The organism is Campylobacter sp. BCW_4321 (assembly GCF_001763075.1).
Classification (GTDB): domain Bacteria; phylum Campylobacterota; class Campylobacteria; order Campylobacterales; family Campylobacteraceae; genus Campylobacter_D; species Campylobacter_D jejuni.
Genome location: NZ_MJYA01000018.1, coordinates 72,690 through 98,119, shown reverse-complemented (window position 1 = coordinate 98,119; position 25,430 = coordinate 72,690). Strand labels below are relative to the sequence as shown.

The following is a 25,430-nucleotide window of genomic DNA, read 5'->3' as shown; positions in this document are numbered from 1 at the left end:
AAATTAAAAAAATATGTATAACTTTGTAATATTTTTAAATGATTTATATCATAATGTTACTTTTTTGCAAATATAAAAAAAAGAAATATTAAGATCAATTTTCAACTTTGGTGTATTTTGTATTTTAAGTTTAGTTAGATAATTGCTTATTTTTTTCGTTAAGAATTTTATAAATTGGTTTTTTAGCAATAAAAAGTAAAAGCGCTATAACAAAAAGCATCCACATGCATTGTCCAAAAATATTAGGAAGTTGATCGATGTTTTTAATATTGACATTTCCTCCTATAAGTCCTGCAACAAAATTTCCAAGTGCACTTGCTACAAACCAAAGTCCCATGACTTGATTTTCGATTAAATCAGGGGTAATCTCAGCCATTATAGAGAGTCCAATAGGAGACATGCATAATTCCCCAAGTGTTAAAAAGAATATACTTATGATAATCCAAGCCATGGATATTGGCAAACCATTGTTGTTTATTAGATTTTGTGAAGCAAAGGTCATCATCATAAAACCAATGCCGGCAAATAATATTCCTAAAGTAAATTTTCCAATGGAAGAAAAATATATATTTTTTTTCTCTAAAAATATCCAAATATAACTTGCTATAGGAGCAAGTATGATGATAAAAATTGGATTAAAAGATTGAAACCAGTTTGTTGGAATTTTCCAATCAAAAATATTTCTATTTGTAAAATCTTGCGCAAAAAGATTATAAGCGGTAGGTTTTTGTTCAAAAGTGCTCCAAAAAAAAGTGGCTACAAAGAATAAAACAATTAAAATTGTTAATTGTTATTTTAAGGCTTTAAAAACAAAAAGATATATGAAATAAATTACCAAACATAGTAAAATTACAATTAGAAGTTTTTTTGATAGTATTATGGGATTAATATCTGCAAGATTAATAAAAATTAGAAAAAATCCAATAATACTTAACAAGCTTATACTTAGTATAAGAGTTAAATTTTTACTTTTTTTAAATGGTTGTTCCCAGTTTTGCCTTAAAGTACAATTTTTATGAAATTCTTCAAGTTCAGGGATAGCTTTAAAATATAAAATAAGCAAAGAGATTAGCATACCTAAACCTCCTATGCCAAATCCTAAATGATAATTCTATTTTGCTTGAACAAAACCACATATAAGAGGAGCAATGAATGCTCCAATGTTAATTCCTATATAAAAAATCGTATAGCCAGTATCGCATCTTGTATCATTTTGTTTATATAACATTCCAACTGTTACAGAAGCACTAGTTTTAAAAAATCCAGTACCAATAACGATAAAAGTAAGTCCTAGGAAAAATATAGGTGTGCTTAGAATAGATAAGGCTATGCTAATATGTCCTAAAGCTATAATAAAAGAACCTAGAAATAAAGCCTTTTTTTGCCCTAAATAATTATCAGTAATCCAGCCTCCAGGAAGTGCTGCTAAATACAAGCATCCTGCAAAAATGCCATAAATTGCCGAGGCGTATTCAGTGCTTATTCCAAGTCCACCTTTGCTTATGGTTGTTGCCATGAAAAGCACAAGTAAAGATCGTATGCCATAAAAAGCAAATCTTTCCCAAAGTTCTACCATTGATAGAGAGAATAAAGGCTTGGGATGACCTAGGAAATTTGCATCGAGTTTTTGTATTTCTTGTTTAGTCACTTCTCAATACCTTTCTTTTTTATGCTTAAAATATTTTAACTAATAGTAATAGAAAAATAATTAAATTACAATATTTTTAAATATTTTTTTTATAATAATATTTAAAAATATAACATTTTAATATTATTATAAATTAACAAATTTAAACATTAAATCAAGCTTTAATTTTAAACCCTGTGTATTGTATAGTTTTATTTTATCAATTTTTAAAGCTATAGGAAGATTTTCTAAATTTTGTATAAAATTGAGCAAGTCTTTAAAGTTGCCATTTAAACTTAGAGAAACATAATTATAGTGGATAAAATTTTTGTTTTCTTGGGAAAATTTTATTTCATTAATGGTTAAATTTTTGGATAAATTATTGATTTTTTTATTGAAAAAATCTTTATCATAAGAAAATAAATGCAATTTTTCTTTATAGTATTTTAATTTTTCTTCCTCTGTTTTTATCTGTTTTGTTAGCTTTGTTTCTATTTCTTTAAGATGTGAATTTTCTATTTTTGCTTCATTTAATGCAAGGTAATTATGTTCTACTAATGTTTTTTGAAAAATATCTTCCAAAAAGTGATCGTGAATTTTAAAAGCTAAAAACAAAGCACAAAGACAGATAAAAGAAATAAAAAGAAATTTTTCCCTAGGATTTAAATTCTGCAAAAATACTTCTATTTTATTCATGTATGACTTCTAATATGATATTCAATGTTTCTTCATTTTTATCAAGAATTTTAAAAGCAGAATTTAGATTTTCTAATGCTCTTTTAAAGTGGTTTTCATCGATAAAAGAAAGAATGATTTTTGTTTGTTTAAATTCAAGATTTGTGATTTTAAGTTCATTGGAGTTAAGCCATGATATGATTTGATTTAGAATGATTGCTTTATTTTTGTCTAAATTGATTTCTTTTGTTATGGTGGATAAAATATGAAATTGTTGTTGTGTAGATGATATTTTATTAGAAAGAGTAAAGTTTAAATCTTGTATGTTTGTTAATAATTTTTGCTTATCTTGTTTTAGTTTAGAAATTTCTTCTTGTATGATAAAATTTTTATTTTGAATTTCCTTATTTTGTTTGTATTCTATAAAATCTTTAAATAATAAAATCATCATACTAAGACTAAAGCTAAAAATAAATATTAATATAATTTTAAAAGAAATAGATATTTTTATTTTATTATGCTTGATAAAATTACAATTTTGATCTAGATTTTTTATACTATATGAACTTAATTTCAATAAACTATTTTTATCAAGAATATCATTTAGATTTAAACATTTTATTTGAGATGAGAAGTAATGTTTGATTGTATCCAAATCCTGATAAAGTAGCAATTTGCTTTCATAGTGTTTTAAAAGTTCTATAAATCGATTTTGTTTAAAAAATAAATCCATATTACTTGGGTTGAAATTTTCGATTTTTTTAAGATTGATAAATTTTCCCTCTTGGTAAAAATATAAATATAAAGTTTGATCATATAAATTTAAAACACAATAATCACTTTCCTCAATAAATCTTTCATCAAACAAAGCTTGAAAAATTAAAGGCTCAGGAAAGCAAAAACGACTTTTTTTCAATTTGTAAACAGGCGCTAAAAAACAATGATAAATTTCATTATGTTTAAAAAAAGCTATTTGGTAGTCAAAGGGTTTGCTTAGCTTAAAATCTGCAGTTAAATTGTTAAAAAGTTCATCTTCTTTGGATATTCCTGTTCTTTGAGCATAAAGCAAATCTGTAGATTTTATAAAATTTATTTTATTTAATGAATTAATTTTCATCATTTAAAAGTTTTTTTAAAAATTCTTCATCTTTTTGCCAGTTTTTTTTCACTGTTACGAAAAGCTTTAAAAGTACTTTTTTTTGTGCAAGTTTTGAAATTTTAAAGCGTGCATCTTTGCCTATTCTTTTTAAAGTTGCCCCTTCTTTTCCTATAAGCATACCCTTGTGAGAGTTTGTATCTGTGATGATATTGGCTTCTAGGATTAAAAGATCGGGAGTATCTTTGGTGCGATGGATAAGCACTTCGCTACTATAAGGAAGCTCATCGCTTAAATTTTCATAAATACTTTCAAGTATAAAATCTCTATAAAGTTCTTTTTCGCTACTCGCACTTAAAAATTCAGGATCATAAAAATACTCATGTTCATCAAGGTATTTTACTATCTCATCTAATAAATCTTTTTTATAGTTTTTTTTCTTGGAGGAATAAGGAATGATAGCCTTAAAATGTTGGCTAAATTTTGCATATTCACTAAGTTTTTTTAAAAGCGTAGCATTATCGGTTAAATCTACTTTATTTAAAGCGATGATATGTGGTACTTGTGGGCTTAGACTAAGAAAATTTTCATAGTCTTTTGTGTTATCAAAAACACTTGCCACAAATAAAATCATATCACAATCCCTCATGGATTTAATAGCACTTTGGACAAGCAGTTGATTAAGCCTAGCACCGCTTTCGTGAAGTCCTGGGGTATCGATGAAAATGATTTGATTTTTTTCATGCATCACTATGGCTTTGATTTTACGCCTTGTGGCATTTTGTTTGTGAGAAACTAGGGCGATTTTTTCTTCTAATAAGGAATTGATTAAAGTACTTTTTCCTGCATTAGTACGCCCTATGATGCTAACAAAGCCACTTTTCACAAAATATACCTTGCAAGATCTTTATTTTCTATGATATCTCCGAGTTTTTCTTCTACCATTTTTTTATCCACTACGAATTTTTTACCTGCATACTCATCAGCTTCAAAGCTTAAATCTTCAAGTAATTTTTCTATCACAGTATGCAAGCGTCTAGCACCTATATCTTGCATTTCTTCATTGGCTCTTGAAGCTATTTTTGCTATTTCTTTAATTGCTTCATCGTCAAAATCAAGTTCTAATTTTTCAGTTTTTAAAAGCTGAGAGTATTGTTTTAAAAGCGAATTTTTAGGGCGTGTTAAAATTTCATAAAGAGCTTTATCATCAAGACTATCTAATTCCACTCTTAAAGGAAAGCGTCCCTGAAGTTCAGGGATAAGATCACTTGGTTTGCTAAGATGAAAAGCCCCTGCAGCGATAAAAAGAATATGATCGGTTTTTAAAGTGCCTATTTTTGTTTGTACATTTGATCCCTCGACTATAGGAAGTAAGTCTCTTTGCACCCCTTCTTTACTTGGATCTTGGCGGTTTGAATTTCCGCTTGAAACAGCGATTTTATCGATTTCATCAATAAAAATAATACCTTCATTTTCCGCCCTTTTTAAGGCTTCGCTTTTGATACTTTCTTGATCTAGGATTTTTTCTCCTGCTTCGTTTTTTAAAGCATTTTTAGCGTCTTTGATTTTCATTTCTTTTTTGACTTTTTTACTGCCAACGCCTATAACCTTAACTATATCTTGCATTGCACCCATTTCAGGAGGTAGGTTAGGATTGGTATCAAACATATTTTGTGAAATTTCTATCTCTATCGTGCTTTCATCAAGATCGCCATTTCTTAGTTTAGTTCTCATTTTTTCAAGACTGTTTTTATATTCTTCTTGTTTTTCATCGCTGATACCCTTTGGTAAAGGTGGTAAAAGTTTTTCTAAAATTTTATTTTCTATAAATTCATCGATTTTATCTTTGTTTTTTTCTCTTTGCTCATTTTTTACCAAATTTAAAGCTGCATTGGCAAGATCTCTTACCATGCTTTCCACATCACGACCTACAAAACCTACTTCAGTATATTTACTCGCTTCGATTTTGATGAAAGGAAAGCCCATCATTTTAGCTAAACGCCTAGCGATTTCTGTTTTTCCCACACCTGTAGAACCTATCATTAAGATATTTTTAGGCACGATATCATCTTGCAACTCAGGGCTAAGTTGCATTCTGCGGTAGCGATTTCTTAAAGCTATAGCTATGATTTTTTTAGCTTTTTTTTGTCCTATAACATAATCATCTAAAAATTTAACAATTTCTTTTGGAGTTAGATTCATTTCTCATCCTCGATTACATAAGTTTTGATATTGGTATTAGTATAAATGCAAATTTCACCTGCGATTTGAAGGCTTGATTTTACAAGTTCTTCTTCATCTAAATTTGCATGTTTTGCTAAGGCTCTAGCAGCTGAAAGTGCATAGTTTCCACCACTTCCTATAGCTGCGATTTGCCCATCTTCAGGTTCGACCACATCGCCTGTACCAGAAAGTAGAAAAATGTGATTTCTATCAAGTACAAGCATCATGGCTTCAAGTTTTCTTAGGTATTTATCTTTTCTCCATTCTTTAGAAAAGTCAATCGCTGCTTTTAAAAGATCGCCTTTAGAACTTTGAAGGAGATTTTCAAACATATCAAAAAGATTAAAAGCATCAGCTGTTGATCCTGCAAAACCTGCTAAAACTTTTCCATTATTAAGTTTTCTAATCTTTACAGCATTGCCTTTTAGCACCGTATTTCCAAAGCTTACTTGTCCATCTCCGCCGATTACGGATTTATTTTTACCTTTGTAAGCTAAAATCGTTGTTGCGTGAAACATTATTCTGCCTTTATATTTATGTTAAATTTAGCATGGATTGCGTGTCCAAGTTTTACGCTTACTTCGTGGATTCCTAAGCTTTTTAAGGTGTCGCATTCTAAGCTTTTTTTATCGATTTCTATATGGCTTTGTTCTTTTAGGGCGTGAGCGATTTCATCTTTGGTTACGCCACCAAACAAACTTCCATTTGCACCTACGGGTTTTGAAATTTCAAGAGTGATTTTGCCAAGTTCTTCTTTGAGTTTTTCTAAATTTGCGATTTCAAAGCGTAAATTTTCAGCCTCTTTTTTCTTGTCGCTTTCGTATTTTCTTAAAACTTCATTAGTAGCTGCTTTAGCAAAGCCTTTAGCGATTAAGAAATTTTGTCCGTAGCCGTCTTTTACTTCTTTTACTTCTCCTGCTTTTCCAAGTGCTTTTACATCTTTGATTAATAATACTTTCATTTTATTCCTTTATTAAAATTTTCTTCCATTTTTTCCTGCAACGATAAAACGCAAAGCATTAAGCTTAATAAAGCCTGCTGCGTCTTTTTGATTATACACTTCATCTTCTTCAAAAGTACAATAAGCTGCGTTAAACAAGCTATCATTTGCACTTTCGCGTCCTATAACCATCACATTGCCTTTATAAAGCTCGAGTTTTACTCTACCATTGGCATGAATTTGAGACTCATCGATTAAGGCTTGAAGCATCATTCTTTCAGGCGAGAACCAATAGCCATTATAAATTAAACTTGCGTATTTTGGCATGAGTTCATCTTTTAAGTGTGCTGCTTCTTTATCAAGCGTGATGCTTTCAAGAGCTCTGTGTGCTTTTAAAAGTATAGTACCGCCTGGAGTTTCGTAACAACCACGACTTTTCATTCCTATATAGCGATTTTCTACTATATCAAGGCGTCCTATACCATGTTTGCAGCCTAGTTCGTTAAGTTTGGTTAAAAGTCCTGCAGGACTTAGTTTTTCTCCATTTATCGCTACTAAATCTCCTTTTTGGAAATCAAGTTCTATAATTTCACTTTCATTTGGAGCGTCTTTTGGGCTTTTACTCCATCTCCACATATCTTCTTGGGGTGCGTGTGCAGGATCTTCTAAAACAAGTCCTTCATAAGAAATATGAAGTAAATTTGCGTCCATAGAATAAGGAGATTTTCCTTTTTTCTTAGAAATATCAATACCGTGTTTTTGTGCATAAGCAAGGAGTTTTTCGCGACTGTTTAAATCCCACTCACGCCATGGAGCGATGATTTTTAAATCGGGATTAAAAGCAAGATAACCAAGTTCAAAACGCACTTGATCATTTCCTTTGCCTGTGGCACCATGACTTACCGCATCAGCACCTGTTTGCAGGGCAATTTGTGCTTGAGTTTTTGCTATAAGTGGTCTTGCTATACTTGTTCCTAAAAGATATTCTCCTTCATAAATCGCATTGGCTCTAAACATAGGAAATACATAATCTTTAACAAATTCATCTCTTAAATCTTTAATGAAAATATTTTCTTCTTTTATACCTAAAGAAAGGGCTTTTTTTCTTGCAGGTTCGAGTTCTTCGCCTTGACCAATATCTGCTGTAAAAGTTACAACTTCACAATTATACTCATCTTGAAGCCATTTTAAAATGATGCTCGTATCAAGCCCCCCAGAATACGCTAAAACTACTTTTTTTACTTCATTTTTCATAAGATATCCTTTGCTAAAATAGATTTGAAAATTGTAAAATTGTATCCAAATTTCATTAAAGAAAAGTTTTTACTTGCTATTTTCTTAAAAAATAAAGCAAAGGCGTAAGCAAATTTTGTTCCAAAAATTGATTTTTTTTGCTAAAATTGCTTTTATGAGAGTAGATAAATTTTTAAATGTAGTTAATATCACGAAAAGAAGAGCTATTTCTGAAGATATGTGTAAAAGTGGCATAGTGGGGATTAATGGCGTTATTGTTAAAGCGAGTAAAGAGATTAAGGTGGGTGATATTATCACTTTACATTTTATTGAATACACTCAAAAATATAAAGTCCTAGCTATACCTAGCACGAAAAGCATTCCTAAAAATGCACAAAATGAATATGTGGTAAAATTATGAAAGAATTTATTTTAGCAAAAGATGAGATCAAAACGATGCTTCAAATAATGCCTAAAGAAGGTGTTGTTTTGCTTCAAGGAGATTTGGCTAGCGGAAAAACAAGCTTGGTGCAAGCTTGGGTTAAATTTCTTGGTCTTGATGCAAGGGTAGATTCTCCAACTTTTTCCACTATGCAAAAATATGAAAATCATGATATTTGCATTTATCATTATGATATTTATCAAGAAGGTTTAGAAGGACTTTTAGCGAATGGTTTATTTGAAAATTTTTTTGAAAAAGGTTTACATTTGGTTGAATGGGGCGGTGAAAATTTGAAAAAAACTTTAATGAAATTTGGAATTTCTACTATCCAGATTAAAATTAGCATTAAAGATAATAAAAGAAAGTATGAAATTTATGAGTAAATTAGAAATTGTAAATTTAGAAAAAATTATTAAAAAAACTAAGATTATACATGGAATTTCTTTAGAGGTTAATAGCGGAGAAGTTGTAGGACTTTTAGGGCCAAATGGCGCAGGAAAAACAACAACTTTTTATATGATATGTGGACTTATTTCTCCAAGTAGTGGAAAAGTTCTTTTAGATGGTTTGGATGTAACAAAAGATCCTTTAAACAAAAGAGCTAGATCAGGGATAGGTTATCTACCTCAAGAAAGTAGTATTTTTAAGGATTTAAGTGTAGAAGATAACCTGTTTTTAGCGGCTCAGATTTTTTATAAAGATAAAAAAATTTTACATGATAAAGTTGAGCAAATGCTTGAACTTTTAAGTATAGAACCTATTCGTTTAAGGAAAGGTTTAAGTTTAAGTGGAGGTGAAAGAAGGCGTTGTGAGATCGCTAGAAGCTTGATGTGCGAACCTAAGTTTTTGCTTCTTGATGAGCCTTTTGCAGGTGTTGATCCTATAGCAGTGGCTGAAATTCAAACTTTGATTAAAGAGCTTAAAAGATTAGGGATTGGGGTTTTAATTACCGATCATAATGTGCGTGAGACTTTGGCTATTTGTGATAGAGCTTATGTTATAAGATCAGGTTCTTTGCTTGCTAGTGGGAATGCTGATGAAATTGCAACCAATAAAGACGTGAAAAAGTATTATTTAGGAGCGGAGTTTAAACTCCTTGATTGATGTTAAAGCAAAAAATCACCCAAGCACCCAAGACTAAAATTTCTCAAACTTTACGCTCTTGGTTGCCGATTTTACAAGCAAACATAGAGGATTTAAAAGAAAATTTAGATAAATTTGCTGAGGATAATCCTTTCTTAAATGTTCAAGATTCGATACAAACTCATGATAAGGGTAAGAATTATTTTGATTCATTTTATAAACATAATGTAAATTCGGCTTTTGTGGATAGTAAAGGACTTGCCAAAAAAAGTGTTTATGAGCTTTTAAATGAACAGATTCTTCCTCCTTTGTTTCCTACAAACAAATCTCAAGAACTTGCAAAAAAAATTATAGAATGCTTAAATGAGGAAGGATATTTTGAATACGATGAAGAATTTTTAAAAGAGTATTCTTTGGAAGAAATTGAGCGAGTAAGAGCAAGATTTAAATTTTTAGATCCTGTAGGAGTGGGAGCTAAAGATTATAAAGAAGCATTTTTATTTGCTCTTGAAAATATGGAATTAGATGAAGATATTGATGAGTTTTGTAGAATGTTGATTATGGATTTTGAAAATATACAAAACTATACCAAAGAGCCTTTATATAAAGAAGCATTAGCTGTACTTAAGCGCTTTAGCACTCCTCCTTTTTTGGAATATTTTGAAGATTCTCGTATAATTGTTCCTGATATTTTTGTTTATAAAGAAAATGGTGAAATTAAAGTAAAAATCAATGATGATTATTATCCTGAAATTTCAATCCAAACTGATGGTTTAGAGCATGATTTTTTAAGTCATTACATCAAAGAAGCAAAAAATTTAGTCGATGCTCTAGCGATGAGAAAAGCTACTCTTTATAAAATAGGGCTTATGATAGTAGAATATCAATATGATTTTTTCATGGGAAAAGAGATAAAACCTATGACTTTTAAGGATTTAGCACTTGATTTAGAACGTAATGCTTCGACTATATCAAGAGCTGTGGCAAATAAATATTTAAGTTGTGAAAGAGGACTTATTCCCTTGCGTGATTTTTTTGCTTTTGCTCTTGATGAAGAGGGAGAGACTTCAAATGTAGGTGTTAAAGAATTTGTGGCAAATTTAGTAAAGAATGAAGATCGCAATAAACCTTTAAGCGATAGTAAAATTTTAGAATTAATCAAAGAAGAATTTAAGGTCGATATCGGACGAAGAACTATTACAAAATATCGCAAACATCTTAATATAGCAAGCTCTACAGATAGAAAAAAAATATATGAACTTGAAGGATAAAATTCTATACAATCTGTCAAACCCATTACGCTTGTGTTTTATATTTAAATTTAATTTAAATAATTTAAAAAATTATTATTTTTATTTTTATAAATATTATTCTTTAATTTAAAAATGTGATACAATAATAACTGTTTTTAAATATCAATTTTCAAAGGAGTTAAAATGGATTTTTTAACAAGCCTTACCGAGGGAGGGCAATTTGCAGTCCAAATCATTATCGTTTTAATTTGTCTTTTTTACGGTGCAAAAAAAGGCGGTATAGCGCTTGGTTTGCTTGGTGGTATAGGTATTTTAATGCTTGTATTTGCTTTTCATATAAAGCCTGGAAAACCAGCCATAGATGTTATGCTTACAATTTTAGCGGTGGTGGTTGCGAGTGCAACTTTGCAAGCGAGTGGTGGTTTAGATGTTATGCTTCAAATAGCAGAAAGAATTTTAAGACGCAATCCTAAGTTTTTAACAATACTAGCACCTTTTGTAACCTGCTTTTTGACTATACTTTGTGGAACAGGACATGTGGTTTATACTATTATGCCTATTATTTATGATATAGCGATTAAAAATGGTATTCGCCCTGAGCGTCCAATGGCAGCAGCTTCTATATCATCACAAATGGGTATTATTGCATCTCCTGTATCTGTGGCTGTTGTGAGTTTGACTGCTTTGCTTTTAAATGCTAATCATAAATTAGCAGGTTTTGATGGTTATATCAATCTTCTTCAAATTACTATACCTAGTACATTATTTGGTGTATTGTGTATAGGAATTTTTTCTTGGTTTAGAGGAAAAGATTTGGGTAAAGATGAAGTATTTCAAGAAAAACTTAAAGATCCTGAATTTAAAAAATATGTTTATGGGGATTCTAAAACACTTTTAGGTGTTAAACTTCCAAAAAGCAATTGGGTTGCAATGTGGATTTTCTTAGGAGCTATTGCTTTAGTAGCTTTATTGGGTGTATTTGATTTTTTGCGTCCAAACTGGGGACAAGTTGTAAAAAATGGCATTCCTCAAGTAGATGCTTTAGGTAACCCTAAAATGGATGTTTTATCCATGGTTTCAGTTATTCAGATGTTTATGCTTTTAGCAGGTTCTTTGATTATCATCTTTACTAAAACAGATGCAAAGAAAATCGGCTCTAATGAAATTTTTAAATCAGGCATGATAGCGCTTGTTGCGGTTTTTGGAATTTCTTGGATGGCTGATACTATGTTTGCAGTTCACACTCCTATGATGAAAGCAGCACTTGGAGATATAGTAAAAGAGCATCCTTGGACTTATGCTGTAATGCTTCTTTTAATTTCAAAATTTGTAAACTCTCAAGCAGCAGCTATTTCGGCTTTTGTTCCTTTGGCTTTAGGAATTGGTGTTGAACCTGGTGTAATTGTTGCCTTTGCGGCTGCTTGTTATGGATATTATATTTTACCAACTTATCCAAGCGATTTAGCTACTATACAATTTGACAGATCAGGTACTACTCACATCGGTAAATTTGTTATCAATCATAGTTTTATTTTACCAGGTCTTATAGGTGTAATCACTTCTTGTATAGCAGGATATTTTATTGCTATGGCAGCGGGTTATCTTTAACAATTTTTAGCAGGATTTTTCCTGCTAAATTTTTCATTTGTCTTTTTATTTAATATATATAAAACCGCTTTTCAAATCAAAGTCATTTGATACTTAAAATCAAAGTATTGTTTTTTGAATTTGATTTCTAATGCAAAAAATATCATTAATGTTGTCTAAGGTGTTATTAAACATTTAGCTAAAAGTCTTTTAAGCATCTTATATAAAAATTAATTGTATAATTTAAAAAAGAGATAAAGTGTTTTATGAAAGAAAGTAAAGTAATTGATTTATTTTGTGGTGTTGGTGGATTAAGCTGTGGTTTAAAACAAGCTGGCTTTGAAATAATAGCAGGATATGATTTGGATAAAACTTGCAAATATGCTTATGAAAAAAATATAAAAGCACAGTTTATAGAAAAAAATATAAAAAATATTTCTTCAAATGAGATCCAAGAATATTTTGGTGATACAAAATATAAGATTCTAGTAGGATGTGCTCCATGTCAAACATTTTCCAAATACACCAAAGGCAAAAATAATGAAAATGATGAGAAATGGACTTTACTTAATGAATTTCTTAGATTAATAATTGAAATAAAACCTGAAATTATTAGTATGGAAAATGTGCCTGATTTGGAAAAATATCCGATATTTAAAAATTTTATTAGTACTTTAAAAAAACATGGTTATTTTATTGATTATAAAATTATATTTTGTCCAGAATATGGCATGCCTCAAAATAGAAAAAGATTAGTTTTATTGGGATCTAAAATTAAAGAAATACACATTATAAATAAAACACACCACAAAGAAAATTACAAGACAGTAAGAGATGCAATAGGCTTTCTACCTAAGATTAAATCAGGAGAACAATCTAAAACAGATCCATTACACATAGCTAAACCTTTATCAGGATTAAATTTAGAAAGAATTAAAGCTACTCCTAAAAATGGAGGTAGTTGGAAAGATTGGCCTGAGCATTTAATACTTAAATGCCATAAAAAAGAATCTGGTAAAAATTTTGGTAGTGTATATGGAAGAATGAAATGGGAAGAACCTTCTCCTACAATGACTACTTTTTGCACGAGTTTAGGAAATGGTAGATTTGGACATCCTGAACAAAATCGTGCAATAAGTTTAAGAGAGGCAAGTTTATTGCAAACATTTCCTTTAGATTATGATTTTATTGATAATGAAGTTGGAATTAAAACATCTGTTATCTCAAGACATATAGGAAATGCTGTTCCTCCAAGACTTGGGGAAATAATAGGAATAAGCATTAAAAAACATCTGATAGGAGAAGCGTATGGCTAATACAATTGAATTTTCTATAGCAAATAAAGCTGTAAATCATTTAGGAAGAAAACTGTATAATAGCAATCCTCCAGCAATAGCAGAACTAATAGCAAATTCTTATGATGCTTATGCAACACAGGTAGATATAGTTCTTAATGAAACCTTTCTTGTAGTAGCCGACAATGGGAAAGGTTTAAATGTTGATGAGCTGCAAAAAAAATATGCAAAAATAGGAAGAAACAAGGATAAGGAAAATCCTATCAATAATCTTAAAGAAAGACTTCCAATGGGGCAAAAAGGAATTGGAAAACTAGCTGCTTTTAGTTTGGGAGATATGTATACCGTATATACAAAAAGTATTAATTCTGATAAGTGGATTACTTTTACATTAAAATATGAAGAACTTTTAAGTGAAGAAAATACTCATAATGTTGTCTATCAAGAAATTGAAAATTTACCGACTGAATTTAGTCAATATAACTCTAATCAATCTGGAATGATTGTCAAAATAGAACATTTAAGAAGAAGGGTGATAACTTCAACTACAGATAATTTAAAAATTCATTTATCTAGAAGATTTTATATTGCATCTAGCAAAGATAACTTTAAAGTTAAAATTAACAATGATGAAGTTAGTTTAGAGTCGCACATATATTATGATAGCATAGAGTTATTGGTTTATTTTGGATATAGCACAGAAGAGATTAATGAATTATTTCCCAATGTTGATGTATCTAAAAAAATCCCCTATAATAGAGATCAAAATGTTATTAAATACTTTAATGAAAATAAAATAAAAGGATGGATGGGAGGTGTTGCAGAGCTTAAAAAAATTCAAACTAAAAATTTTGACTTTAACAATGTAATCGTATTCATTAATAAAAAAATTGCTGATGAAAATATTTTTAAAGAAAGTGCTAATGCAAGAATTGCTAGTCAATATTTAGTAGGAGAAGTTCATGCAGATTTTTTTTATTCTGAAAATGACTCTCCAATTACATCAAGCAGACAAGGTTTAGATATTTCTGATGAATATGTAAGCGAATTTATTGACAATTTAAAAGACGTAAGAAATGTTTTTGTAAATAAATGGCAAGAAATTAGAACCAAAGATTCAATTAGTTATATTCCAGAGGACATTAAAAACAATGAAAGTTATCAAAATTGGCTTAAATCTTTAGATGATAGAAAATTAAACATACATAAAAAATTTTTACACATTATGATCCAAGGAATTGATGAACAAGATAAAGAAGATGAAGAAATTTACCATAAAAATATCAAACAAATGATAAGTTCAATTGTTCATACTATCAATAACGTTGATATCCAAGAACTAGAAAATAGCTTAAATAGAAACAATAATTCATTTACAGAATTATTAAATACTCTAATGTCTAAAATTGCAAACTCTGATCACTTAAAGGTTTATGAAATAGCAAAAAATAGAATTTTGGCAATCAAAAAACTTCAAGAATTAATGAATGAGAATAATACTCCAGAGAAATTTTTTGAAGATCACTTGTATGAACATCCTTGGTTAATTAATCCTTATTGGAGTAAAAAATTAAATAATCAAGAATCGTTTAATATAGTACGTCAAAAGTATTATAGGGAAATTGATAAAGAAGGTGAAATACATAGAAATTTTATTGATATTTTAATTAGTATAGCCGAAGAACAATATCCCATTATAGTAGAATTAAAAAAAAATACTGCTACGGGACATGCAAAAATTGAGAGTGAAGATATTAGTAGACAAATTAGAAGATATAGAACGGCATTAATGCAAAATTTACCTCACAATATGAAACCAATAAAAAAAGAAGATATTAAGGCATATTTTATTATTTCAGAAGATGCTGGAATAGAGGGAAGTGGAAATACTATCCAATTAGATGCTACGGACATTAAATCTCTTGAAGAAAATTACAAAATCAAGCTATTAAAATACAATCAGATTATTGACAATGCACTATGTATTTATGAAGAATTTGTCAAGATAATAGAAAGTGAAAAAAATATCCCTTGTTTTAATTAATTCAATATAAATAGATTTGATTAGTTTGCTAGTTTTTAGAAAAAGGAAGGCTTTAGTCTTCCTTATTACCCTTCAAAATTAACACTTATAGTATATCCACTCAAAGAAAAGTCATGTTTTACATCTTTAATACTAAAAATAACCTTTTCATCAATGCCTTTTATTTCTAAATTCGCTCCTGCTTTGATATTTTTCCCTATCATGCTAAAACTTCCTTCAAAAGAGCCTTTATTTAAAGCATTAAGCTTAGCATTTGCCAAGTTTAGTGCCTCACTATCATTCTTTACTCCAGCAATCTTTAGCTCATAAACACAACCCTTATCATTGCCACTTAAAACGCTTTTAACAATGCCTTGTTCTATATCTTGGTAAGTTAGTTTAACGCCTGTATAATCATTGCGATTTTTAATACTGATATTTAAATCACTAAGTTCGCTTATATCTAAAGTATATTTAATGCCACCCTCTTGCTTTCCGCCACCCTTTACACCCTCTTGTGCTGCCTCTTTTTGCTCTATGATGATAAGAGTTTGTTCTTTTATACAAGCTAAAAAGCCATATTTTGCACAAAGAGTATAAATAAACTCAATATCGCTTACATTGTTTTGAAGTTCATGTTTGATATAAGCTTTGTTTGCATTATTTGTTTTTGCTTTTAAATTATTTTCCCCAGCAATTTTTAAAGCAATATCTGCAAGATTGGTATTTTCCCAAGTCCTTGATTTTTTGTTTTTAATATTGCTAGCAAAATTAATCGCAGTAGCTTTAATATCTGTTGTTTTAGAGCTATAATTTTTACTAAAACTATTAATGCTAAAAGTACCACATTTAAAAAGTTTTTCATCAAATCCAAGCCAAAGTTCTAACTTATCGCCAAAAGGAGCTCTTGCATAAAGTCCATTTAAACTGATGCTTATCTCATCACTTTCATCCTTGGCCTTATCATCAAAGCTTAGATTAATAAGATTAAGACTTATCTTTTGTGTAATATCTTTATCATTTGCTTTTATCTTAAAGCTAGGATGATTTACCATAAAGTTTCTTCCTTGTTTTCTTGAATTTCAATATTAGGCAAAATCACTTTATCTCCTGTTTTTAAAAGAGGCTCTAATTTTGGATTGGCTAATAAAACTTGATCAAAATACAAAAGCGTTCCATAATGCTTATAAACCACACTATCAAGCCTTTCATTGTTTTTTGCAATGTAAATCTCACTCATCAAAATCCCTTTGTAAATTAAGTTCAAAACTTTGTGTTAAAAAGCCACTGCCTTCTAAAAAAGCACTTTGTTTTTCGCTGATACTTAAAATCGCAAATTTTCCAAAATAAACTCCACTGGCACTACACATTGCATAGCTTTTATTTTGAGAAGCCATTTGCTTTAAAGTATCTAAATAAGTGTTTTTATCTTTACTAAGCGGTAAAGTTTTGCCACTTATTTTAATACTTTCATTTGCTTTAGCAACGCTGATTAAAGCATTATGATTATTAATACGTTCAATGCTTCTAATGCCGTATTCATAATTTTTTTCAAGCTCATCTACATTTAAAGCTTCAAACTCAAACTCACCTAAACAAAATATCATTTTAACCCCAAATTGTTGTCTGCACTTTTTTATCTGCATTTTTATTTAATGCACTTAAAACACTATTTTCAACTTCTTTTGCGAAAGCTTTTAAATCAAACACTCCATTATTTGAACTTATATTAAAAGTTCCATTAATATTTACATTGATTTCATTTTTTTTAGAAATATCACTTCTTTTGGATAAAGCGGCAATTTCAGCTTGTCTTGCTTCATGCTTTGGAGCACCTGATCTTACTATGCCATGATGGGTTCTAGAATTATCATTTTGTAAATTTTGATATTTTTCTCCATCAACTTTTTTATCATTATCACTAAAACCAAAAAAAGAGGCCACGCTTTTAGCTATATCTTTAATCTTTGCAAATGCTTTGCTTAGCCATTCAAACTTAGAAGCAAACCAATTAAATAAACCACCCCATAAAGAGCTAAAAAACTCGCCAAATCCGCTAAAAACGGAACTAATTTTATCTATAAATCCAATGAAAAAGGTTTTAACTTTATCCCAGTTCATGATAACAAGCGTTGCAATGGCGGCAATTGACATTAAAACAAGCCCTATAGGATTGGTTAAAAAAGCGATTTTTAATATATTAAAAGCAGTTCTTATAGCATTAAGCGTAAAAGCAAATTGCGCTCCTGCAATTTTTGCAACCAAAAATCCTACTTTTAAAGCACTAAGTGCGACACTAGCTATAGTTAAAGAAACTACTAAGGTGCCTATAACTTTACTTAAATTTGGAAAAGCATCAATAATCTCTCTAATAAAGTTAATCAAAGATGAGATACTATCCATGACAAAGCTTAAAGCAGGTGCTAAAGCTTCGCCTATGCTTGCACTAAGATTTGCCATACTGGCACTAAGTTTTGCAAAGCTTGTGTTAGTGGAGTCTCCTAACTTTTTAAATTCATTATTTAAAGCACCCATTTTTGTATTTTTTAAAGATTTTAAAGCTTGTTCATACTTATCTGTATTGTCGACTAAATTTTGCATCATGCCTGCAGCACCCGTCCCAAAAACTGAATTTAAAAAAGAGACCATCTCATCTTTTGGTAAGGTTTTTATCTGATTTAAAAGTACTTTAACCGCACCACTTGCATCTTGTTTAAAATAAGCACTTAGTTGTTCTGTACTAAGCCCCAAGCTTAAAAACTTGGTTTTCATATCATCACTTGCATTATTTAAATTACTCATAACGCTAGTCATTGCTTTAAAAGTTCCAATCGCTTCGCCTTCATCTTTAGTCGCACTTGCAAAAGCAGCACTTAAAGCTGCCGCACCCTCTGCACTCATACCAATAAGCTTTGCATCGCCTCCTACTTCATTCATTATCTTAGCAACACTTGAAGCACTTACATTGCTTGCTTTAGCTACACCAATTATCTTATCTCCAAGATTTTGCATATCTTTGGTATTTAATTTATAAATATTAGAAAGCTTACTCATGAAATTAATACTTTCTTCATTATTTAATTTAAAGACTTTGCTATACTTAGCACCAAGTTCGCTAAATTTTAAAAGCTCACTTTCGCTTTTTATCCCAAGCCTTGCTCCTGCTTCACCCAATTTAGTAAGCTCATTAACATTAATTCCTATATTAGAACTTAGTTTTAAAAAGTTTTTTCGTAAAAGATTTAAACTTTCATTATTTGTATTTAAAAAGGCGTTTATATTATTCATATCATCTTCAAGATTAGCACTGATTTTTACAGGCACACCGATAGCTAAAGCGCTTGCGCCTTTAGCCATAAGCTCACCTTTTAAAGCGCTAAATTCTTCACCTATTGCTTTAATCTTTGCCTTGGATTTTTCTAATGCATCAATACTTTTATTTAAGGCTTTTACACTTTTATTGCTTTGATCCAAATTAGCACTAAACTTTTTTAAAGCTTCAGTGTTTTTAGCAAATTCTTTAAAGCCTTTAAAGGCTAAAGATATACCAAAGCTAAGTCCTAAATCTTGCATATTTTTCCTTTTTATTGTAAAATCTATTTATGAAAAAAATAGACAATGCTTTTAATGCTAAAATCATCTTTTTAAAAAACTTTAAAATCGTTTTTAAAGCCTTTTTAACACTCGGTATTTTTGTCGCTTTTATGCTTTCTTTTTTAAGTGATGATTATTTAGCAGGTTTTGTTAATATCACTTCATTTTTTGTGCTTTTTTCTTTAATACTTTATATTGTAACCTTTATCTATTGTTTTTTTAAGCTTAAACACTCTTAGCGATTTTTAAACTAATATCTAAAAATTCAAGATAATCTTTTATGTTTAAACTCATAATTTCACTATAAGAAAAATGCAAATAATGAGCTATTAACGCAATAGCTTCATTATTCAGTGCTCCCACTGGGAGTTTGGTAATTGTTTAATTCATTGCTTAAAAGAGTAATGTCTTCAAGACTTAAATTATCAAGCTCTTCTAAACTCATATTAGTACATTCTCCTATCATATAAAAAGCTCTCGAACCTTCGCCTTTTTGCATATCCATAGAACGACGCAACATCCCAGCTGTTGGGGGATTAAATTTAACTTCATTTCCATTTGATAATTTGATTATTTTTGACATAATTTTCTCCTTATAGACTTAAATTTGCTTTTACTTTTGCCATTTTATCAATGCCATTAAATTCTAGAATAAGATTTTTTATATCAGCTAAAAATAGTCTTTTGCCATCCATTGTGATTTTTATAAAATGCACATTGATTTTTATTTCACTTGTAAATTCGCCACCTGCTACAATAGAAGGGGGAGTCATAGATGTAAATTCTCCATTTAACTCCACTACAAAAGGCACTTGTTTTCCTGATCCGCTTTGATGAATACTTGCTTTAAAAACAAGTGGGATTTTTGTTTTAGAAAAAGTATTTACTCCAAAAGCTTCAAAAGCTTGTTCTCCCATCTCGCTAATTTTAAAAGAGCATTCCATTGCTTTAAATACACCCGTGCCATAATTTGCACTCAGCGCTCCTTTGCTTTCTAATACTTCTTGTTCTATAATAGGCAAAGTAATATCTCTTGCTACCCCAGCATAACCATACCCATCTATAAAACAATTTGCTTGTTCAATTACTTGAGGTACTTTATTAAACATGTTATTCTCCTTCTTTTAACTTCGCGGTGGAAGTAAATTCCACCTTGCAACAAGGGATTTCATCCCCTTGACCCCTCTCTTGTGCTTTACACTCTCTTTAAGCTTGTGCTTTGCACTCTCTGTGAGAAAGCCCCAAAAGCCACCTTTTACTCTGCACTAATAGTTTTAATCAAATCACTCGCCCATTCATCAGAGTAGATGAACTCTAAAGTGATTTGTTTAACGATTGGATTATTCATCATTTTTATATTTAGATAAAACTTACCAGCACTCACATTGGCATCTGTGTTTCTTTCTTCATCCCAGCTTACCTCATAGCCAATTAAAACCTTAGCTCCTTTTAAATCTCTTAGCAATTCTTCAATGCTGATTTTTATAAAATATAATTCACTTGCTTTTTTATCAATAGCCTTAAAAGCTGCTTTTTGTCCTGCTAGGGCTATACGATCAAAAGTTCTTACACGAGCTAAATCTTGCCAAATCGTATCTTCATGACTAGTCTCCCCACCCCAAGAGCGATAACCTTCACCTAAAATACAAGTTGAAATGTGAGCATTTCTTAATCTTTCTGCATCACAATCAAAGCCATTGATAAACTCTATAAAATGCTCTGTGCCAGTAACCCCATTCATCACTCTATTTGAGTAAGAATCACTGAAACCATATTCTTTATCCCCATCTGTATGGGCTATTAAACCTGCGATGATAGGAGATTGTGGAACATAAGCGTATTTTCCTTGTGTATTTAAGATTTGAACCTGTGGCCAAGTGGCAATTAATCTTTTGGAGCTAAAAGCCTCCATTGTATTAATAGCTTCGCCAACATTTGTAGCGTAAAGATCCACAATAGCTGTGATATTCATAGAACTTGCCACACTTTCAAGCTTAGCCTTTACTCCTGCTTCATGTGAGTAATAAGGAGCAATGATTAAATCAGGACTAAAACCTGTTTTGTGCTTTGCTTTTTTAAAAGCTTCTATGGCATTAACAATATTGGTTAAAGTGTTTTCACTTTCATCGCTTTCTTCAAAAAAACTAATAATAATTACATTACTTACATTTTGTAGATTGATACATTCTAAAGTATCTAAAAGTCTAAAATCTTGTAAGTTATTTTCTTTGATTAAATCGTTTACAAATTCTTTTGCTTTACTTACATTTGAAAAGGCAAAGATTGGAAAGCTATCCACGCTTTCATAACCAGCCTTTGTGTAAATCATTTCTTTACTTGCACCTTTTATAGCCCCAGCAATACCAATAGGCGTATCACTTTGCACTTTAATAGGACTTGCTGCACCATTGCTGATATTAAAATTAACTCCATAATTTGCTGCCATTATTCACTCCTTATTTCTTTACATTTTTTTGTATTTTTTTGTTTTTTTAGGATTTAAATTAAGCTCTTTTTTTATAACAATTTGATCTTGTTTAGAAATTTCAAATAAAAAAGCATAATCTCCATAAGTATCAGAACTAGCTTCTAACTTTTCAACATTAAAATCTTCACTTTGAATTTCTTGCTCACCTATAAAAATGGATTTTTTTACTCTTACATTGGTAATTTCTGTTTGACCATAATATCCATTACCTCTAGCAAAAAGCTTATTAGGCATTGGTGTATTTTCAAGTTCTATGCTTACCTCTCTACTTCCTGAACTAGACCATAAGCAACACTCATCAGAACCACCATTATATTTTTTAAACACATGGGCGATTTTGTGATAGGTTTCTTGATAAATACCACTTGTCTTAATCGTTCCTAAAATTTGGTTTTCTCCTGCAATAGGATTAGAATCTATAGTAAAATCGCTTCTATTAAGACCATTACCATCTTTAGTCATAGTAAATTTTGCGTTTTCATACTCATCTTGAACTTTATTTGGAGTAGCAAAACCATTTTCAAAACCAAGTCTTAAATCACTCATACAACCCCCATATTGTCCACCTGTGGTAGTGTTATCAAATGTGATAATGATTTTTTCTTTAGGGACAATATCATTGCTACCATCTCCTAGTAAATCAACCCAGCTTGTAAAATCATTATCATTAGCAGTGCAAATAAATAATTGTTTTTTACTTTCTACAACCGCCCAAATTTCTCCTACTTTAGCTTGTGTATTGTAGTTAGGTGGGGTTTTTGATATTTTTATGTTTGTATTTTGGAAATTTTGATCTTGTAAAATTTCCTCAATGAGACTTTTAAGCTCCTCTTTATTAACAAGCTCTTCTTTAAAAAGCTTTAGTTTTTTATCTATAAGCTCATTAACTTTTTGAGCATTAAGCTTATCACTAACTATAGGTTCACTTGGCTCTTTTGAGCCTTGATTAATATCTGGAATAAAAGAAATTCCATAATCTTTCATTTTAACTCCTTTTTATGCTTTCACTTTGTGCGAATAAAATCCGCCCAAAGTCGCTTTTACTCTTGTGCTTTGCACTCTCTTTGAGAAAGCCCCCGTCCCACTGCGTGGGTAGCTCACCTTTTTTTATTTTCCTTTTATCAAGCATTTTATTGCATGATAAAGATTGCAAGAATGATAAAATACAAAGATTTTAAACTTAGAACATCCAAGCAAAGTCATAGCTTCTTTTAATGCTAAATCAGCTGTCCTATAATCAGTTCTTGAATTTGCTTTTTCGCATAAAAAATCATGCACCACACAAGCGCTAAAATACTCACTTTTAAAAGGTGGAAACAAAGACCAAAAAAGGCGTGGGATACTTGCACCATCAGTTTTAAATCCTTTTGGCACAATGCCTTTAAAACTAAGCAAAGCAAACTCATAATCTTGTATCACTTCAAACCTGTCCTTATCGTATGGCTTTACGCATACTCTTTTTAATTCTGCTTTAGTCATTTTTCACTCTCCCAAACAATTAAATCAAGTTCTTCTTTGCTTTGTGCATTTCTAGCTTTTTCTTTTAAAGCACTTGCTTTAAAAATAGTCTCTTGCACAAAATAAGCCATGCTACTTGCAAAGAGTTTAAACTCATCTACGCTAAATCTTGTAGTTGTATTATCAAGCGCAATCCAATCAATATAAGGAATTAAATTAGGATTAACAAGAGCATTGGTTACTGCTCCATTAATTCTTAACTGATCTTCATTAGAACTTTGATAGATTTTACCTTTAAAAGAAAATCCACCATTTAGAATATTTTCTTTTTTTGTATTAATCTCGTTGATTTTTAACTCTTTTGCCTCGTTTAAAAGCTCTTCTTCGCTTTTAGGAGGATTTATTAAAGAGTTAAATTCTTCTTCGCTAATAGGTGTTAAGCCTGTTTTAATTTGCTCATCGCTCACTTCATCCTCATAAGCATAAATTTGATTATTATCGTTTTTGTCTATAAAATATTTCATTTTTTCTCCTTATTTGCTTGATGCTCATCTAAGCTCCATAAAAGATACAATGCTTTTACTTGGATACCATCCGCTGTGTTCTGGTGTATTTAATCTGTATTGCCCATTTGGTGGAATGATTCCAAAACCAAAATAAGTTCGACTTACTCCACCATTGGATAATGAAGTTTGATGCATAGAAACTACAAATTGCTCACTACAAGAAAAACTGACATCCCCACTTGCACTAGCATTAACTTGAAATTTGGCTGCTATGGGTTTTCCTGTATTATTTGTATAAGCTACATCAAAGGCTCTCGAAACATTTTGCCAAGCTTGATTTACTCCCAATCCTCCTATTAAGCTAGGAGCTTGTTCTTTTAAGGTAGCTAAATTTACAAATTGATTGTCATTTGTAGCTTTTATAGAGCTTGTAGGTAGTTTGGTAAAGTCTTTAGCTCCTGTAATGGTTTGATTAGTAGCTAAAGTAACATATTTGGCAATTTCTGTATTAAATTTATTTTCTAAAAGATATTTAGCAAACTCATCCCATACTTTTTTAAACTCTGCATCATATTTTTGCGTTAAAGCATCAATTTTAAGATTGAGTTCCACTTTAATAGCATCCACATAATCACGACTTGCCATAATCACACTAGGATCTAGTTTTAAAATAACTTCCTCTGCATTAGAAAGCTCCATAACAATTTTTATCATAAGCTCTTTAGCGCTGCCTTCTTTTAAGATAGGTTTATAAGTGCGTGGGACATTTCCAACTGCAAGCAAATCTCCTGCTTCATCATAAACGCCTACTGCATTAACTTCAAACCCGCCCACATCGCTTGGCACATGACACATTAAATTCACATAGTTTGGATTGCTTTCATCCACGCTTTTGCTACTAATATTAGCTTCATATACAATCTCTTCTAAGCTTTGCATTTCTTCACTGGGCAAAATAACTTTTGAACTTAATTTAAAGCTTTTTAAATTGATACCATTTCCACTTGCTCTTGCGGCAATAAATTTAGCAATGCCAATTTTTGTTAGTATGGTATAGTATTCACTTTTTGCCATTAATACACTCCTTTTTGACTTCGCGGTTGAAATGAATTCGCCCTTGCGACAAGGGATTTTATCCCCTTGACCCCTCTAAAGGCTTCCCGACCCAAACACTGCGTGTTTGCCCCAAAAACATTTAAAATCATCTAATACACTCCTTTAAAATCAATATTAGTTCTTGTTATTTCACACATAAAAACACCCATTGCATTTAAACTTGGTTTCTGGTTGTTTTCAATTTGCGTGGTTTGAAAAGGTAAGATTTCTATAGTTTCTCCACTTATTTCTACACTAGCATTAAAACTATCATTTTTACTTTCAATCTCTATTTCAATTGCTTCTAAAACGCTTCTAACATTTTTAAAATCATAAATTAGTCTTTCTAAAGTATTAAGCGTTCTTTCATCAAAGCTAACATTAGTTGTGCTTACTTTAACTTTAAAAAAATAAGGCTTTCCACCATAATTAAACCACTCTTTAACCACTGCAGTAGGAAATACGGCTCTTAAAGCTTCTTTTATAGCCCAAGTTGTGCCGTTGTATCTATCTAAAAGTAAGGCTTTAGATATAAGCTTTCTTGCTTCTTTTGTTTCTAAACCATCTATGCTTACATCATAAGCATTAGCTAAAATTGGCAATAATCTTTCATCGCAATTTAGAGCTAGATTTGTGATACTAGCTAAATTTAAATCTTCAAATCTTGTTTTAGCACTTAAATCAATGGCTTTGCTTTGTTTTGGATGGTGGTTTAGTATTAGTGTATTCATAGCACCGCCTTTTTTATGCTATCACTTTGTGCAAACGAAGTTCGCCCAAAGTCGCTTTTACTGAAGGCTTCCCGACCCATT

27 protein-coding genes and 1 pseudogene are annotated in these 25,430 nt (G+C 30.5%); 8 read left to right on the top strand and 20 right to left on the bottom strand.

The window, feature by feature from the left end:
• Positions 1 to 130: 130 nt before the first annotated feature.
• The 8 genes and pseudogenes from AJN58_RS10480 to AJN58_RS03595 form a co-directional block, all read right to left on the bottom strand.
• Positions 131 to 1,648, bottom strand: a pseudogene (locus AJN58_RS10480) (peptide MFS transporter).
• Positions 1,649 to 1,774: 126 nt separating this feature from the next.
• A complete protein-coding gene (locus tag AJN58_RS03625) occupies positions 1,775 to 2,323 on the bottom strand; it encodes a hypothetical protein (protein WP_002855032.1) in 549 nt (182 codons plus the stop codon).
• On the bottom strand, positions 2,316 to 3,422 hold the full coding sequence (locus AJN58_RS03620) for a hypothetical protein (protein ID WP_074468912.1): 1,107 nt from the start codon (positions 3,420 to 3,422) through the stop codon (positions 2,316 to 2,318). Before AJN58_RS03620 ends, AJN58_RS03625 begins: the two co-directional genes overlap by 8 nt.
• Positions 3,409 to 4,284 (bottom strand): GTPase Era, encoded by an 876-nt coding sequence (gene era / locus AJN58_RS03615; protein WP_070233182.1) that lies wholly within the window; start codon positions 4,282 to 4,284, stop codon positions 3,409 to 3,411. The genes AJN58_RS03620 and era overlap by 14 nt, the downstream gene beginning before the upstream one ends.
• A complete protein-coding gene (hslU, locus tag AJN58_RS03610) occupies positions 4,281 to 5,600 on the bottom strand; it encodes an ATP-dependent protease ATPase subunit HslU (RefSeq protein ID WP_002861360.1) in 1,320 nt (439 codons plus the stop codon). The genes era and hslU overlap by 4 nt, the downstream gene beginning before the upstream one ends.
• Complete coding sequence (gene hslV / locus AJN58_RS03605; protein WP_002776411.1) at positions 5,597 to 6,139, bottom strand: ATP-dependent protease subunit HslV; 543 nt, start codon at positions 6,137 to 6,139, stop codon at positions 5,597 to 5,599. The genes hslU and hslV overlap by 4 nt, the downstream gene beginning before the upstream one ends.
• Complete coding sequence (gene rplI / locus AJN58_RS03600) at positions 6,139 to 6,582, bottom strand: 50S ribosomal protein L9 (protein WP_070210743.1); 444 nt, start codon at positions 6,580 to 6,582, stop codon at positions 6,139 to 6,141. Before rplI ends, hslV begins: the two co-directional genes overlap by 1 nt.
• Before the next feature lie 12 nt (positions 6,583 to 6,594).
• Complete coding sequence (locus AJN58_RS03595; protein WP_070233185.1) at positions 6,595 to 7,815, bottom strand: argininosuccinate synthase; 1,221 nt, start codon at positions 7,813 to 7,815, stop codon at positions 6,595 to 6,597.
• Positions 7,816 to 7,969: 154 nt separating this feature from the next.
• Between AJN58_RS03595 and AJN58_RS03590 the strand changes: the two genes are divergently transcribed.
• The 7 genes from AJN58_RS03590 (at position 7,970) to AJN58_RS03560 (ending at position 15,498) form a co-directional block, all read left to right on the top strand.
• Entirely contained in the window at positions 7,970 to 8,215 is a 246-nt protein-coding gene (locus tag AJN58_RS03590) for an RNA-binding S4 domain-containing protein (RefSeq protein ID WP_070210754.1), read from the top strand.
• Positions 8,212 to 8,619: a tRNA (adenosine(37)-N6)-threonylcarbamoyltransferase complex ATPase subunit type 1 TsaE gene (gene tsaE / locus AJN58_RS03585; protein WP_044778954.1), complete on the top strand. Its 408-nt coding sequence runs from the start codon at positions 8,212 to 8,214 to the stop codon at positions 8,617 to 8,619. Before AJN58_RS03590 ends, tsaE begins: the two co-directional genes overlap by 4 nt.
• Complete coding sequence (gene lptB, locus AJN58_RS03580; protein ID WP_070233240.1) at positions 8,612 to 9,340, top strand: LPS export ABC transporter ATP-binding protein; 729 nt, start codon at positions 8,612 to 8,614, stop codon at positions 9,338 to 9,340. The genes tsaE and lptB overlap by 8 nt, the downstream gene beginning before the upstream one ends.
• The gene (locus AJN58_RS03575; RefSeq protein WP_004316775.1) at positions 9,340 to 10,590 is read left to right on the top strand and encodes an RNA polymerase factor sigma-54; all 1,251 of its coding nucleotides are present in this window, start codon (positions 9,340 to 9,342) and stop codon (positions 10,588 to 10,590) included. The genes lptB and AJN58_RS03575 overlap by 1 nt, the downstream gene beginning before the upstream one ends.
• Before the next feature lie 165 nt (positions 10,591 to 10,755).
• A complete protein-coding gene (locus tag AJN58_RS03570; RefSeq protein WP_070233187.1) occupies positions 10,756 to 12,180 on the top strand; it encodes an anaerobic C4-dicarboxylate transporter in 1,425 nt (474 codons plus the stop codon).
• Between the two features lie 245 nt (positions 12,181 to 12,425).
• Positions 12,426 to 13,475 carry a DNA cytosine methyltransferase gene (locus AJN58_RS03565; protein WP_002875392.1) on the top strand — a complete coding sequence of 350 codons (1,050 nt, stop codon included), beginning with the start codon at positions 12,426 to 12,428 and terminating at the stop codon, positions 13,473 to 13,475.
• Entirely contained in the window at positions 13,468 to 15,498 is a 2,031-nt protein-coding gene (locus tag AJN58_RS03560) for an ATP-binding protein (protein WP_070280514.1), read from the top strand. Before AJN58_RS03565 ends, AJN58_RS03560 begins: the two co-directional genes overlap by 8 nt.
• A 65-nt stretch (positions 15,499 to 15,563) precedes the next feature.
• Here AJN58_RS03560 and AJN58_RS03555 read toward each other — a convergent pair whose 3' ends face one another.
• The 4 genes from AJN58_RS03555 to AJN58_RS03540 are packed head-to-tail and all read right to left on the bottom strand — an operon-like array spanning position 15,564 to position 19,050.
• A complete protein-coding gene (locus AJN58_RS03555; protein ID WP_002870152.1) occupies positions 15,564 to 16,532 on the bottom strand; it encodes a phage late control D family protein in 969 nt (322 codons plus the stop codon).
• Complete coding sequence (locus AJN58_RS03550; RefSeq protein WP_002910020.1) at positions 16,526 to 16,717, bottom strand: tail protein X; 192 nt, start codon at positions 16,715 to 16,717, stop codon at positions 16,526 to 16,528. The genes AJN58_RS03555 and AJN58_RS03550 overlap by 7 nt, the downstream gene beginning before the upstream one ends.
• Entirely contained in the window at positions 16,710 to 17,084 is a 375-nt protein-coding gene (locus AJN58_RS03545) for a phage tail protein (protein WP_002789966.1), read from the bottom strand. Before AJN58_RS03545 ends, AJN58_RS03550 begins: the two co-directional genes overlap by 8 nt.
• Position 17,085: 1 nt before the next feature.
• On the bottom strand, positions 17,086 to 19,050 hold the full coding sequence (locus AJN58_RS03540) for a phage tail tape measure protein (protein WP_052858104.1): 1,965 nt from the start codon (positions 19,048 to 19,050) through the stop codon (positions 17,086 to 17,088).
• A gap of 29 nt (positions 19,051 to 19,079) precedes the next feature.
• On the opposite strand from AJN58_RS03540, the gene AJN58_RS03535 reads away from it, so the two are divergent.
• On the top strand, positions 19,080 to 19,310 hold the full coding sequence (locus tag AJN58_RS03535; RefSeq protein WP_002789978.1) for a hypothetical protein: 231 nt from the start codon (positions 19,080 to 19,082) through the stop codon (positions 19,308 to 19,310).
• Between the two features lie 107 nt (positions 19,311 to 19,417).
• Here AJN58_RS03535 and AJN58_RS03530 read toward each other — a convergent pair whose 3' ends face one another.
• The 8 genes from AJN58_RS03530 to AJN58_RS03495 form a co-directional block, all read right to left on the bottom strand.
• Positions 19,418 to 19,654 (bottom strand): phage tail assembly protein, encoded by a 237-nt coding sequence (locus AJN58_RS03530; protein ID WP_002789979.1) that lies wholly within the window; start codon positions 19,652 to 19,654, stop codon positions 19,418 to 19,420.
• Between the two features lie 10 nt (positions 19,655 to 19,664).
• On the bottom strand, positions 19,665 to 20,180 hold the full coding sequence (locus tag AJN58_RS03525; RefSeq protein ID WP_002865794.1) for a phage major tail tube protein: 516 nt from the start codon (positions 20,178 to 20,180) through the stop codon (positions 19,665 to 19,667).
• A gap of 146 nt (positions 20,181 to 20,326) precedes the next feature.
• Entirely contained in the window at positions 20,327 to 21,517 is a 1,191-nt protein-coding gene (locus AJN58_RS03520; RefSeq protein ID WP_070291986.1) for a phage tail sheath family protein, read from the bottom strand.
• Positions 21,518 to 21,535: 18 nt separating this feature from the next.
• On the bottom strand, positions 21,536 to 22,543 hold the full coding sequence (locus tag AJN58_RS03515; RefSeq protein ID WP_052805454.1) for a hypothetical protein: 1,008 nt from the start codon (positions 22,541 to 22,543) through the stop codon (positions 21,536 to 21,538).
• A 123-nt stretch (positions 22,544 to 22,666) separates the two neighbouring features.
• Positions 22,667 to 23,038 carry a DUF1353 domain-containing protein gene (locus AJN58_RS03510; RefSeq protein WP_052790186.1) on the bottom strand — a complete coding sequence of 124 codons (372 nt, stop codon included), beginning with the start codon at positions 23,036 to 23,038 and terminating at the stop codon, positions 22,667 to 22,669.
• Entirely contained in the window at positions 23,035 to 23,541 is a 507-nt protein-coding gene (locus tag AJN58_RS03505; RefSeq protein WP_002875277.1) for a DUF4376 domain-containing protein, read from the bottom strand. The genes AJN58_RS03510 and AJN58_RS03505 overlap by 4 nt, the downstream gene beginning before the upstream one ends.
• A gap of 24 nt (positions 23,542 to 23,565) precedes the next feature.
• Positions 23,566 to 24,597, bottom strand: coding sequence for a phage tail protein (locus tag AJN58_RS03500; RefSeq protein ID WP_052797177.1), 1,032 nt, complete (start codon positions 24,595 to 24,597; stop codon positions 23,566 to 23,568).
• A gap of 131 nt (positions 24,598 to 24,728) precedes the next feature.
• Positions 24,729 to 25,349, bottom strand: a complete 621-nt coding sequence (locus tag AJN58_RS03495; RefSeq protein ID WP_002855112.1) for a phage tail protein I — start codon at positions 25,347 to 25,349, stop codon at positions 24,729 to 24,731.
• Between the last annotated feature and the right edge of the window lie 81 nt (positions 25,350 to 25,430).